The 12,028-nt window shown below is 74.2% G+C and carries 10 protein-coding genes; 4 read left to right on the top strand and 6 right to left on the bottom strand.

The genetic code is table 11. The features are described 5' to 3' along the window. Positions 1-137 precede the first annotated feature (137 nt). Positions 138-1,271, top strand: coding sequence for a vWA domain-containing protein (locus WME98_RS30135; RefSeq protein WP_437945177.1), 1,134 nt, complete (start codon positions 138-140; stop codon positions 1,269-1,271). A gap of 84 nt (positions 1,272-1,355) precedes the next feature. Here WME98_RS30135 and WME98_RS30130 read toward each other — a convergent pair whose 3' ends face one another. After that, entirely contained in the window at positions 1,356-2,528 is a 1,173-nt protein-coding gene (locus WME98_RS30130) for a tetratricopeptide repeat protein (protein WP_437945176.1), read from the bottom strand. A 335-nt stretch (positions 2,529-2,863) separates the two neighbouring features. Between WME98_RS30130 and WME98_RS30125 the strand changes: the two genes are divergently transcribed. Further along, on the top strand, positions 2,864-3,085 hold the full coding sequence (locus WME98_RS30125; RefSeq protein WP_020733166.1) for a YdcH family protein: 222 nt from the start codon (positions 2,864-2,866) through the stop codon (positions 3,083-3,085). Between the two features lie 307 nt (positions 3,086-3,392). Here the strand turns inward: WME98_RS30125 and WME98_RS30120 are convergent, their stop codons facing one another. The 5 genes from WME98_RS30120 to WME98_RS30100 all read right to left on the bottom strand — a co-directional run bounded on the left by WME98_RS30120 (position 3,393) and on the right by WME98_RS30100 (position 9,629). Beyond that, a complete protein-coding gene (locus tag WME98_RS30120; protein WP_437945175.1) occupies positions 3,393-3,905 on the bottom strand; it encodes a hypothetical protein in 513 nt (170 codons plus the stop codon). A gap of 155 nt (positions 3,906-4,060) precedes the next feature. Further along, positions 4,061-5,284, bottom strand: a complete 1,224-nt coding sequence (locus tag WME98_RS30115; RefSeq protein ID WP_437945174.1) for a serine/threonine-protein kinase — start codon at positions 5,282-5,284, stop codon at positions 4,061-4,063. Between the two features lie 39 nt (positions 5,285-5,323). After that, positions 5,324-6,736: a serine/threonine-protein kinase gene (locus WME98_RS30110; RefSeq protein WP_437945173.1), complete on the bottom strand. Its 1,413-nt coding sequence runs from the start codon at positions 6,734-6,736 to the stop codon at positions 5,324-5,326. 95 nt (positions 6,737-6,831) lie between these two features. Further along, positions 6,832-8,220 carry a formylglycine-generating enzyme family protein gene (locus WME98_RS30105; protein WP_437945172.1) on the bottom strand — a complete coding sequence of 463 codons (1,389 nt, stop codon included), beginning with the start codon at positions 8,218-8,220 and terminating at the stop codon, positions 6,832-6,834. Beyond that, on the bottom strand, positions 8,217-9,629 hold the full coding sequence (locus tag WME98_RS30100; protein ID WP_437954036.1) for a formylglycine-generating enzyme family protein: 1,413 nt from the start codon (positions 9,627-9,629) through the stop codon (positions 8,217-8,219). The genes WME98_RS30105 and WME98_RS30100 overlap by 4 nt, the downstream gene beginning before the upstream one ends. A gap of 227 nt (positions 9,630-9,856) precedes the next feature. On the opposite strand from WME98_RS30100, the gene WME98_RS30095 reads away from it, so the two are divergent. Continuing rightward, the gene (locus tag WME98_RS30095) at positions 9,857-10,798 is read left to right on the top strand and encodes a hypothetical protein (protein ID WP_437945171.1); all 942 of its coding nucleotides are present in this window, start codon (positions 9,857-9,859) and stop codon (positions 10,796-10,798) included. A gap of 26 nt (positions 10,799-10,824) precedes the next feature. Further along, on the top strand, positions 10,825-11,856 hold the full coding sequence (locus WME98_RS30090) for a PEGA domain-containing protein (RefSeq protein WP_437945170.1): 1,032 nt from the start codon (positions 10,825-10,827) through the stop codon (positions 11,854-11,856). Positions 11,857-12,028 lie beyond the last annotated feature (172 nt).

Raw genomic sequence — 12,028 nt, 5'->3', positions numbered from 1 at the left:
CGCCCCTCCCTCGAGAGTTGCAGTATGCTGACGAGATCGTCTCGGAGCTCGGCCACCCCTCGATAGACAGACCACTTCGCGCGTGGAGCCCTCGCGACCGCGAGCCACATCGCATCAATTTGAAGAGGAGCGCAGAGATGTCCTTCCGACGTCATTTGGTGTTTGCCCCTTTCCTCGTCGCCGCCGGGCTGGCCGCGCCATCGGGCGGCTGCGCGGCCACCGACGAGAGGAGGCCCGCGCGCGTCGACCCGCCGGAGGACGGCGGGGACGGCGGCGGCGGCACCTTCGGAGCGAGCGCCACGGGCGGAGGCGCGTCGCTCGGCGCGGGAGGGTTCGGCGCGACCGGCGAGGGCGGCTTCGACGAGGGGTCCTCCTGCGCCCAGACGAGCGCGGCGGCCGCGCTCATGCCGCTCGATATGCTCATTCTGCTCGATCGCTCCGGGAGCATGCTCGGCGAGAAATGGAGGGGCGTCACGAGCGCGCTCTCCACGTTCGTGAACGACGCCGCCTCCGCCGGGATGAACGTGGGGCTGACCTACTTCCCGCGCGGCAACAACGGAACGAACGACTGCGAGCACACGGTTTATGACGAGCTCGCGGTCTCCATCGGCGAGCTGCCGCTGCACACGCCGGAGATCTGCGCCTCCATCCAGGGCACCGCGCCGGGCGGGGGGACGCCCATGCGCCCGGCCCTCCAGGGGGTGCTCTCGAACGCGACCGCCTACAAGGACGCCAACCCGTCCCACAAGGTCATCGTCGTGCTCGCGACCGACGGCGATCCCTCCGGGTGCGCCGACAACACCGTCGCGAGCACCGCGCAGATCGCGCAGCGGGCGCTCAACTACAACGGCGTCCAGACCTACGTCGTCGCCGTGGAAGGCTCGACCGTGGCCAACCTGGATCAGATCGCCGCCGCGGGCGGGACGGCGCGCGCGTTCGACGTCACCGCGGACGTCGCCGCGTTCTCGGCGAAGATGGCCGAGATCCGCGCGTCGGCGCTGCCGTGCGAGCTCCTCATCCCCGCCCCGCCCGCGGGCGCGACGCTGGACACGAGCCGGGTCGCGGTGAAGTTCGCGACGGCGAGCGCCAGCGCGCTGGAGATCCCGAAGGCGGACGGCGAGGACGACTGCGGCGCGGGGCCAGGGTGGTATTACGACGACGAGCTGCTCCCGAAGAAGATCGTCCTCTGCCCCGCGTCCTGCAGGGCGGTGCAAGGCGAGGTGCATGCGAAGCTCGACGTGCTCTTCGGGTGCGAGCCGACGCTGAACTGAGCGCCGCGCGCCCGGCCGCCGCCCCCCGCGCATGGCCCAGGGCCGCCGCCCGCGCGCGGCGCTCGGGCCGCCGCCCGCGCGGGATCACGGCCGCCGCGGCGCCTCGGTCTTCAGGGCGTCGAGCGCGGCCCGGAGCTCGGCCTCGGTGAACGGGAGCCGCGCCAGGGCCGCCTGCTCGTCGGCGAGCGAGAGCTCGATCTCGCGCTGCGCGTCGCGGGCCCGGAGCACCCACGAAGGCGCCTCCCCGGTGCGATCGCCGAGGCGGACGGTGCCTGCCAGCATCTTCTGCCCCTTCTCCAGGAGCACGCGGTAGCGCAGGCGCATCGCCCCCTCGAAGAGCTGCTTCTTCCTCGGGGTGTCGGCGCTCGGCGGCGGCGGGACCTGCATCACGTCGCGGTGGAGCTCCTTGTAGAGCTGCCCGATGCGGTAGCCGGCCATCGCCGACCAGTGGGCGTCGAGGCTCCGCATGGCCTCGGTGTAGGCGCTCTGCGCGTCGAGCAGCCCCTGGCAGCGCCGCTCCAGCGCCTCGGCGAAGTTCGCCGGCACCGGCGCGAAGGTGATCGCCTCGCTCCGGCGCCGCCGCACCTCGCCGAGCGCGAAGCTCACCTGCGCGAGCTCGAGCGGCGGCTTGCCCGCCTCGCCCAGCCGGTGCGCCTCGATGAGATCGCGCGCGAGCCCGACCTGACGCGCCGCCTCATCCACGAGATCCTGCTCGACGAGGCCGAGCGCGAGGGCGCCGCGCGCCTCGATCGCCTCGAGGACGCTCAGATCGCCGAGGCCGAGCAGGCGGCGCGCGACCTCGACGAGCTCGGGCCACCGCTCGAGGGCGGCCGCCGCGCGCGCGAGCCGGAAGAGGGCGCCGCGCGCGACCGCGTGGTCCGGGAAGCGCCGCGCGACCTCGCGGTAGCGCTCGGCCGCGAGCGCGCGATCGCCGAGCGCCTCGTGCGCGAGCCCGGCGTTGAACAGGCTGGGCGGCGCGACCTCGCCGTCCGGCGCGAGGCGGACCAGCCGATCGAACAGGGGCGCCGCCTCGCGCGCCTTGTCGGCCAGGAGCAGCGCGCGCGCCCGCTCGAACTCCGCCGCGAGCTCCGCGTCCGAGTAGGGCGAGATGACGACCGGCGCGAGCTCGACCGGCGACCGCGCCGAGGCCGCCTGCGGGGACCGCGCCGGGGCCGGCGCCGTGGCCTGGGAGGTGCATCCCACCAGGGCGACCACTGCGGTCAGGACGGCGAGCGGGGCGATGCGTGGAAGCGGCATGGCCCGGGAAGAATAGCCCCACGGTCGAGGTTGTCCCTCTCGCGCGGACGGAGACGGAGATGCCAGCCTGGCCGTCCGGAACGAAGGTGTACTGCTGTGCGCCTGTAGGGCAATACCTGGTTTCAGCTGATGATCCGGGATGTTACAGAGGGTACCCCCCGACAAAAAGCCTGCATCGAGCCGCCATGATGCGGTAATCTCGCTTCGTTCAACAGGCCGCTGTTCGCTCATAGCTCGCGGCGGCGATCTCCTCTCCAGCGACGATCGGAACGAGGGCTTCTGCTGTGGGCTCTCGAAGGCATCACGGCCCTCTTGTGGGCCTTGGAGGTGGGTACATGAAGCATCAGATCATCTCTCCTCGCGCGGTGACGGCAGTCGGCCCGGAGCAGCGGCTGAGTATGGCGGAAGCGCGTCATCGCGAGCTCGATTCGCGGCTCAGGCAGCTGGGTCGACGGGCCTTCTTAACACCGGGGGAGAGGATGGAGGCAGCCCAGCTCAAGAAACACAAGCTCGCAGCGAAGGACGAGATCGAGTCGCTGCGCCGGCGGATGTCGTAGCGCGACCCGGCTGACCAGCGATCCCACAGCGCCGCGCACGGCGCCCCGCCCTACGTCTCCTCTCGCAGTTCCTGTCCAGGCCATCCAGCGCGCCCACACGGTGGGACGCTCGCACGAAGCGCACGACGAGCGCGCGGTGCAGTACCGGTGCGCGACGCGGGCGCGGAACGACGCGGGCGCTCGGAACGACGCGGGCGCTCGGAACGACGCGGGCGCCCGGAACGATGCGCGAGCGCGGAACGACGCAGACGCGCGGGCGCCGGTGACGCGCAGGGGCGCGAGCACCGCGGACGCGGGCGCGCTGCGGTCAGAGCGTGGGCGCCGCGGGCTCCGGCGATTCGGCGGGCGATGCAGGCGCAGCGTCGGGCTGCGGCGCGGCTCCGGGTGCGGCGCCCTCCGGCAGCGTCTCGGCGCCGCCGTACACGTCGCGGTTGAGATCCGCGAGCGTCTCGGTGAGCCGGCCCTTCTGCTCGCTCGTGATGCCGCCGGGGGTCTGCTTCTCGATCGCCGCGGCGAGCCCGAGCCAGTGGCGCGCGTTGTCGCGGTAGCCCTTGCGCGGATCGGCGACACCGGTGCCCTGCGGCGCAAGATCGGCCAGGCGGTAGTCCGTCATGCCCCGGAGGTAGGCGTACTGCGCCCGCTCCGGGACCGAGAACGAGTCCATGTCGTGCTCGAGCACGCGGAACAGCGCCAGCGCCTGCTCGAACCGGTTCGCCTCGTAGTGGCTGCGGGCACGATCGAGATCCTGCGTGTAGGTCGCGCAAGCCGGCGCGAGGGCGAACGACGAGAGGAGAAGGACGCACGAGACCAGGCGGCGCATGCGCGGAGGGTATCTCCCGCGTCGCGGCGCGATCAAGCGGGAAGGCAGCGCACCGCGCGATACGGCGACGGCGGCCGCGATCGGAGCGGAGCGTCGAGGCGCCGCGCCCGAGGGTCCGGGGGCCGGCCCGCGCGCCGCGAGACCGCCGGCGCCGCTCACCGCAGGAGGGTCGCGGCGAGCACGCCGCCCACCGCGAGGAGCGCGATCCCGAGCACGACGACCGCCCAGATCAGGCCGCGTACCGCCGGCGGCGCCGCCGCGACCGCGCCAGGCGCCGCCGCCGAGGCCAGGGGCGCCGCCGGGGCGCGCGGCGCGGCGGAGGCCGACGGCGCGACGGCCGGCGGCGTCACGGCGGCGACCGCCAGCGTCGCGGCCGGCAGCGTCGCGGCGGCGGCGGGCGGGGCGGCGTCGCTCGAGGCCAGGGCGACGGTGTCGGCCGCGTCCCACGCCTCGGCCCGGAAGCCCGCGGCCGACGGCGACCGCGCGCCCGGGAGGCCCGCCGAGGGGCCGCGCTCCATCGAGTCGGCCGTGCCCGACGCCACCATGAACGCCTCCGCGAGCTCCCTCGCCGAGGCGAAGCGCGCGTCCGGATCGACGGCGAGCGCCTTGCGCATCCAGGCCTCGACCTCCGCGGGGATGCGCGCGGAAGGCGCCGCCGCCGACAGCGCGGGCGCGGGCGTCCCCAGGATCTTCGCGATGAGCGGGCCGAGGGCCGGGGCGGTGAAGGGGCGCTGGCCGGTGAGGCACTCGAAGACCACGATTCCCAGGGACCACAGGTCAGACCGGTAATCGACGCTCTTCAGGCCTTTCGCCTGCTCCGGGCTCATGTAGTAAGGCGTCCCGAGGAGCGCGCCGGTGCGCGTGGGATCCATCCCTGCGATGGAGAGCGCGTCCGTCGCCTTCGCCACCCCGAAATCGAGGATCTTGACGATCTCGCCGTCATCCTCGCGCGCCATGAAGATGTTCTCGGGCTTGATGTCGCGGTGCACGAGCCCGGCCTCGTGGGCGCGCGCGAGGGCGCGGCACACGTGAGATACGATCTTCGCCGTCTCCGACAGCGTGATTCGCCCGCGCGCGGAGAGCCGGTCGCGCAGCGTCTCGCCCGCGAGGCACTCCATCGCGATGTAGGGCAATCCATGGTCGGTCAGGCCATGGTCGAGCACCTTGACCACATGGGCGCTGCGGATCCGCGCGGCGAGCTGCGCTTCGCGATCGAACCGCGCGCGGGCGCTCGCGTTCTTCGCGACCTCGACGTCGATGAGCTTGATGGCCACCGGCGTGCGGAGCGACAGGTGCTCTGCCAGCCACACCGAGCCCATTCCGCCCTTGCCGAGGAGCCGGGCAAGGCGGTACTTCCCGGCGATACATTGACCTTCCATGGCGTGCGCTCACGGTAACGCGGAGCGCGCCGGTCGTCATCAGTACGGGAGTTGGTCCACGATCCCCCTCGCCGGCTGGCTCGGCGCCGGGGGCGTCACAGGCGGCGTCGCCGAGGGCGCCGGCGCCTTCGCCGCCGTACCGGAGGGCGCCTTGGGCGAAGGCCGCCTCGCAGGAGGCACGGCGGACGGCGCGGCGGCCTCCGCCGCGCGATCGTCTCGGGCGAGGGCGGCCGGGGGCGCCGCGCTCGGCGCGGGGGACGGAGGGGGCGCCGGGACGGACGCGCGCGCGCCCGCCGCTTCGGCCGACGTGGACGCCGGAGGCGCGGGCGCGCGCTCCGCTTCGGCCGGCGTGGAGACCAACGGGGCGGGCGCGTCCGCCGCCGGGCGACGGAGCGCCGCGAACGCCGCGACGCCGATCGCCGCGAGAAGCGCGGCGCCTGCGCCCGCCCGCCTCCGCGACCTCGCGGGGCCGCCTCGATCCGAGACGGCGGCGGGCGCGGCGGAGCGCGGGGGCGCGGCGAGCGGCGCGAGCGCGCCGACCACCTTGCCGCCCGCGAGCGCGCCCGGCGACGCCGGGTCGGCGTGGCGGCCGAGGACCTCGACGAGGGGCCCGAGATCGGCGAGCCGATCCTCGCGCCGCTTCCGCAGGCAGCGGTCGAGCACGTCGGCGACGTCCGCGGGCAGGTCGGGGACGGCCGACCGGACCGACGGCACCTCGCGCTGCAGGAACGCCGTGTACATCTCGCCGAGGGTCTCGAACTCGAGCGGCCTCCGACCGGCGAGCGCCTCGAAGAGGATGACGCCCATGGCCCAGATGTCCGCCCGATGATCGATGTCCTTCTCGCTCATCGCCTGTTCGAAGGACATATAATGCGGCGTCCCGAGGATCGAGCCAGTGCTGGTGTTGGCTCCATGGGTCTCCGCGCTGATGGAGGTCGGGTCGAGCACCTTGGCGATCCCGAAGTCGAGCACCTTGGGCACGCACCCGCCGGCCTGGGGCTCGGAGAGGAAGATGTTGTCCGGCTTGAGATCGCGGTGGACGATCCCCTTGTCGTGCGCGGCGCGGAGCGCGGTGGCGACCGGCGCGAGGAGCCGCGCCGCCTCGTGGAGGTGCAGGGCGCCCCTCCGCCTGCGCAGCGCGGAGAGCGGCTCGCCGCGGAGCAGCTCCATGACCATCACGGGCGTGTGATCGTCGTCCTCGAAGACATCGAGCACCTCGATCACGTTCGGGTGCTGGATCGCGGTCGCCGCCCTGGCCTCGCGGAGGAAGCGCCGAGTCTGCGCGGCGTCGGCGACGCCGCGGACGACCTTGAGCGCCACGTCGCGCCCGGTGCCGAGGTTCCTGGCCGCGTACACCTCGCCCATCCCCCCGCGGCCGATGAGGCGCTCGATCCGGAAGTGCCCGGCGACGACCTTGCCGGCCGGGAAGGAGCCCTGGAGATCGTCCGACACGAGCGCAGCGTACCGTGGTTCCCGGCCGGACCCAATCCTCGGCGGCGCGGTCACATCGGTCACATCGGTCACATCGGTCTCATCGGTTACATCGATTACATGGATTGCGCGCACCGGAAGCCCGTCGCCTGATTGAACGTCGACGGCCCGTCATGGCTGCGCGCGGTGGCCTGCGCCGAGAGCTTGTAACCCGCCCAGGAGCTCCCGCGATAGGAGAAGGCCTGCGCCGCGCCGGGCGCCGGCGCGCGGCACACCGGATCGACGAGGAGCGCTCCGCCCGGCCGCCAGCACGGCGCCGTGTAGGGGGCGAAGGTGTCGGCCACCCACTCGGACATGCTGCCCGCGAGGTTCCGGACGCCGAGCGCGGTCACGTCGCCCTGCGCGCCTCCGGCGACCGGCCCCCAGGGCACCGTCCCGCCGAGCGGGCGACAGCCGGCGTTCTCGAACACACCCGCGTCGGCTTCCATGGGGTGCCGGCCCCTGCCGAGCAGGGCCGTCGCGCAGAGATCGCCGGCGTTGCCCCACGGATAGGCGGTCTCGTCGGCGAGATTGCCGGCCGTATATTCCCACTCGGCCTCGGTCGGGAGCCGCTTCCCCAGCGCGGAACAGACCTCCTCCGCCTGCGCGTGCGTGACGCAGTTGACCGACAAGGCGTCGTCGTCGCGAACCTCGGCGCCGAGGTACGTGCACGCGCCCCGGCCGGACCCAGGCGCGTCGAGGTCCCGGACGCCGGGCTCGGACCGGAGCTGCCCTGTCGCCACGAGCTCCCGGACCGCGCCCACGGTCACCTCGTCCACGTCGATGGCGAAGGCGCCGAGCTGCACGAGGTGCTCGGGCTGGCTCAGCTCGTCGAGGTCGACGGCGAAGCCCGGTCGAGGCGCGCCGAGCAGGAAGACCCCCCCGGGCACGCACACCATGCCGGCGGGCGCCGGCCCCGCGCAGGGCACCAGGGCCGCGCCCGGCCAGGAGCCGGGCCGGGGCTGGGGCTCGACGTCGGAGAGCAGCGGGAGCACCGGCTCCGGCGCGAGCGCGCCCGTCTCCGGGTCGCAGGTCGCGCCCTCCCCGGGGGCGCTCGGGACGCCGAAGCAGCGCATGGACAGGTCGAGGGCCACGCGCGCCTCGCCCTCGAGCAGCGGCGGGAGCACGGCGACGGCGTCGATCAGCGCCGCGGCGTCGGGCAGGCCGTCCGGGCCCGCCTGCTCGGCCCGGTAGAGCCGCGCGCGGACCCGAACGGCGGCGCCCTCGCTCCGCGGGACCACACCGAAGCTGACCGGGAGGCTGTCCGGCCCGTCCACCCCGATGAGCCGCATGCACCCGGTGCAGCTCGCGTCGGTGCCCATCACCTCGAGCAGCAGGTGATCGCCGAACCGGGGCACCGGCGCGTCCGTCGAGACGCTGACGAGCCACTGGCGAGGCTCCGCTCCGCACCCGGAGAGCAGGAGCCCCGCGGCCGCGAGCGCCCCCAGGGAGCGCCGGGCCGTCACGGCGCCCCTCCCGCGTAAACGCACCGGAAGCCGTGAAGCGCGTCCAGCACATCGCCCCTCCGGAACGCAGCGCGGGTGTTCGCGGGGCCGCTGGCCCAGTCTCCCCCGCGGGCAGCGCGCGACCTGGTGGTGTCGTCGTCGCACCGGGGATCGACGAAGATCCCGGGAGCGCCCCAGCAGCCCTCTCCGTAAGGAACCAGCCTGTCGGCGCACAGCTCGCTCAGGTTCCCGCCGAGATCCAGGACGCCATCCCTGGACACGTCGCCGAGGCCGCCGCACGCCGCCGACGGCGGATGGGCGCCGACCTCCTCCGGCCCCGTCCCGCCGGGGCACAGCGTCCCGCGCCCAGCGCTCGCCGTGCAGCACGCGGGCGACGCGTCGCCCCAGGGATAGACGCGCCCCTGCCCTCGACCTCGCGCGGCGTGCTCCCACTGCGCCTCGGTCGGCAGCTCGCCGCCGCTCGCCCTGCACGCCTCCCGCGCCAGCTTCCACGAGAGGCAGTTGAGGGGGTGATCGTCGTTCGCGCCGTCCGCGGCGCCGAGCCAGCGGCAGCCCGCGAGCGCGCCCCTGTCCGGATCGGGCCCGCTGGGGAGCTCGCCCGCCGCGCCGAGGAGGCCGTCGTTCAGCAGATCGCGGAAGCGGCCGACCGTGAACTCCGTTCGATCCATGAAGAAGGGGCTCACGTAGACCGGCCGCGGGGGCGCGGCGGCGGCGTCGCTCTGCTCGTCGACGTCGGCGAGCTCGGCCTGGCCGAGGAAGCCGAGCCCGCCCGGGATGCAGACGGCGTCGGCGCCCGGCGGCGCGGCCCCGCAGGGCACCTCGCGCGCGCGGGGCCACGTGCCGGCCCGCGTCGCGGAGGCCGCGCCGACGACGAGGCCCTCGGCGGGGACCGCCGCGCGCCGGGAGCCGTCGAGGCACGTGCGCGGCGGATCGCGCAGCGACACGGGCACGCCGAGGCAGTCGGCGGAGAGCACGAGCTCGGCTGTCTCCACGCCGGACGCGGGGAGCGCGACCTCGAGCAGCCGGTCGATCGCGGCCTCGGGCGGAGGATCGATGGTCGAGAACGCCCTGCCCTCGACAGCGTCCTTGCCTCTCGTGGCGACGGCGCCGCGGAACGCCCGGATGCGCAGGCGGAGCACGGCGCTGCCCGCCTCGGGCGTGGCCACCCCGAAGGAGAACGGCCAGGACGACGGATCCGGCAACACGAAGTTGGCCGTGCAGTCGACGTCGTCGATGCAGCTCGGGCGCCACGCGTCGTCGAACCTGTCGATACGCACCGTATCGACGACCGCCTCCGGAGAGATCGACGGATCGGCGAGGAGCTGCGCGGCGACCGGCGCGTCGGTGTCCACGACGACGAGGAGCTGCGGTCGCTCTCGCCCGCCGCAGGCGCCCGAGTGCACAGCCATGCTGATCACGGCGAGACTCGAGAGCGCGCGCCTCGGTTCCACCACGTTCCGCCTTTCTCGTTGCCGTTCGACCAGCGCCAGGGGTAGCATTCACTGCTACCACCCAGGAGAGGCAGAGCCAAGAAAGATCGAAGGAAGATCGAGTACGAAGCTCGAGTACGAAGATCGATTGCCGCTCTCGCCGACCGACGAACGCCAAACGCTGCTACCGCTCGCGAGGAGATTGTATGTCGTGGGTACCCCGGCCCGTGCTCGCCGTGCTCTCTCTCTCCCTCGCGGCGGCGCTCTCCCCGGCGTGCGACGGGGGCCCCCTACCCGCGAGCTCGGGGACGTCGGCGAGCACGGGATCCGGGACCGGCGGAGGCGCCGGCGGGGGCCAGGTCACCTACCGGACGAGCGCGTGCGGCGCGTGCGTCGTGGAGACAGCGTGCGTGTCCCAGGTGAACGCCTGCGCGGCCGATCCGGGCTGCGCCGCCTACCTCGACTGCCTCGACGCGTGCCCGCTGGGACCGAACGGGGACGCGGACGTCGCGTGCGAGAGGGCATGTCCGCCCGTCTCCGGCTCCGCTGGCCAGAGCGCGCAGCAGGCCTTCATCGACTGCCGCGCCTCGGGTCCGGGCGCGCGGTGCGCCGGCTGCGGCCAGGTCCCCGCCGCGACCGACCCGGACTTCAACCAGACGTGCCCGCCGTCGATGGAAGAGAACGAGTGTTACAAGTGCGAAGACGAGCGCTGCTGCGAGACCTACCAGGCGTGCAAAGACGACCAGGACTGCCAGGATCTCGTCGCGTGCATCAAGGCTTGTCCCGGGGGCGCGGACTACCCGCCCTGTGAGGGCCAGTGCTACCAGGATCACGCCGCCGGCTACGAGCGCTACGGTCACCGGGTCGCCTGCATGGAGCACTTCTGCTTCGACGACGACGCCTGCGGCGAGGAGCCGCTCCACCCTTGTGTCGAATGCCAGATCTCGCACTGCGCCGACGAGATGGCGGCTTGCCATCACGATCTCCAGTGCGCGTTGCTGGAGAGCTGCCAGGTCCAGTGCGAATCCGCGGACCAGGCCTGCCTCACGGCGTGCGAGGAGATGTTCCCGACCGCGGTGGAGACGCACAACGCTCGCCTCGGCTGCGCGCTCGCCCACTGCTTGCCCTCCTGCGGCGGGACCGAATGACGAGGCCGTCGGCGGAGAGCGGCGCGATGCGGACGCGATGGATCCTGGGTGGCCTGGTCGTGGCGGGGTTCGCGCTCTTGGCCGAGGGGCGCGCGAGCGCCGAGGGGCCGAGCGGGCCCGCGGCTCCGGCGGAGGCGCCGGCGGCGGACGAGCGCACCGCGCGCGGCAGGGCGGCGTTCCTGCTCGGCGTGCAGCGGTCGAAGGACGCGCAGTGGGGCGAGGCGCTCGCCGCCTTCGAGGAGGCGGCGGCGGCGCGGGACGCGCCGATCGTGCAGTACAACATCGGCTTCTGCGAGCGCGCGCTGGGCCGCTACGTCGCGGCGCGCCGCACCTTCCGCCGCGTGCTCGCGAGCGCGGGCGGCCTCGCGCCCGCGCAGCTCGACGACGCCAGGGCGTTCGTCGCCGAGCTGGACGAGCTCGTCGTCCGCGTGGCGGTGACGCTGGATCCCGCGGGGACGCCGCTGACCGTGGACGGGCGCCCGCTCCGCCTGGACACCGAAGGCGGAACCAGGGTCTTCGTCGCGCTCCCGGCGCCGGCGGGGCGCGCGGAGGCGCCGGCGGAGAAGGCGTTCACGGTGGAGCTCGATCCCGGCATCCACCTCTTCCGGGCGGCGCGGCCGGGGCGCCAGGATGCGTTCGTCCAGAAGACCTACCGGCCCGGGGAGAGGGCCACGCTCGACCTCCGGCTGGACCTCCTGCCCGCGCGCGTCGCGGTGCGCGCCGAGCCGGCGCACGCGCTCGTCCGCGTGGACGGCCGCGAGGCCGGGCTCGCGCCCATCGACATCGAGCGGCCGCCGGGGAAGTACCGGATCGAGGTGGTGCGCGACGGGTTCGAGACGTACGCGGCGACGCTCGATCTGCACGCGGGGCAGCGGGCGGATCTGACGGCCAAGCTGGTCCCGGTGCGGCCATCGGTGCTGAAGACGTGGTGGTTCTGGACGGGCGCGGCGGCCGTGCTGGCGGGGGGCGCGGCGCTGACGTACGCGCTGACGCGACCGCCGCCGCCCTACGACGGGGGGAGCCTGAACTGGGTCGCGGAGCCGACGGCGATCCGGTGATGAGGAGAGCCTCGCGGCCGCGCGGCGCGGGGCCGGTAGGGCCGCCGTGCGGCGCGAGTGCCGTCGCGTGCATGCGACCGAGCAGCGCGGGTCAAGCCGCGAGCCGCCTCCTGATGGGCCTCGCCGCCGATCGACCGCCCGCGGCGGAGCAGCGCGGTCGATCCTGCCGAGA

The organism is Sorangium sp. So ce296, from assembly GCF_051529605.1.
GTDB classification, from domain to species: Bacteria; Myxococcota_A; Polyangia; order Polyangiales; family Polyangiaceae; genus Sorangium; species Sorangium cellulosum_D.
Note: the sequence above shows the minus strand (reverse complement) of the source record. Positions and strands in the feature narration are given on the sequence as shown.

Coding starts and splice junctions, on each gene's coding strand:
- WME98_RS30135 (WP_437945177.1), top strand. CDS start 138: ATGTCCTTCCGACGTCATTTGGTGTTTGCCCCTTTCCTCGTCGCCGCC.
- WME98_RS30095 (WP_437945171.1), top strand. CDS start 9,857: ATGTCGTGGGTACCCCGGCCCGTGCTCGCCGTGCTCTCTCTCTCCCTC.
- WME98_RS30115 (WP_437945174.1), bottom strand. CDS start 5,284: ATGGAAGGTCAATGTATCGCCGGGAAGTACCGCCTTGCCCGGCTCCTC.
- WME98_RS30100 (WP_437954036.1), bottom strand. CDS start 9,629: ATGGCTGTGCACTCGGGCGCCTGCGGCGGGCGAGAGCGACCGCAGCTC.
- WME98_RS30125 (WP_020733166.1), top strand. CDS start 2,864: ATGAAGCATCAGATCATCTCTCCTCGCGCGGTGACGGCAGTCGGCCCG.
- WME98_RS30120 (WP_437945175.1), bottom strand. CDS start 3,905: ATGCGCCGCCTGGTCTCGTGCGTCCTTCTCCTCTCGTCGTTCGCCCTC.
- WME98_RS30090 (WP_437945170.1), top strand. CDS start 10,825: ATGCGGACGCGATGGATCCTGGGTGGCCTGGTCGTGGCGGGGTTCGCG.
- WME98_RS30130 (WP_437945176.1), bottom strand. CDS start 2,528: ATGCCGCTTCCACGCATCGCCCCGCTCGCCGTCCTGACCGCAGTGGTC.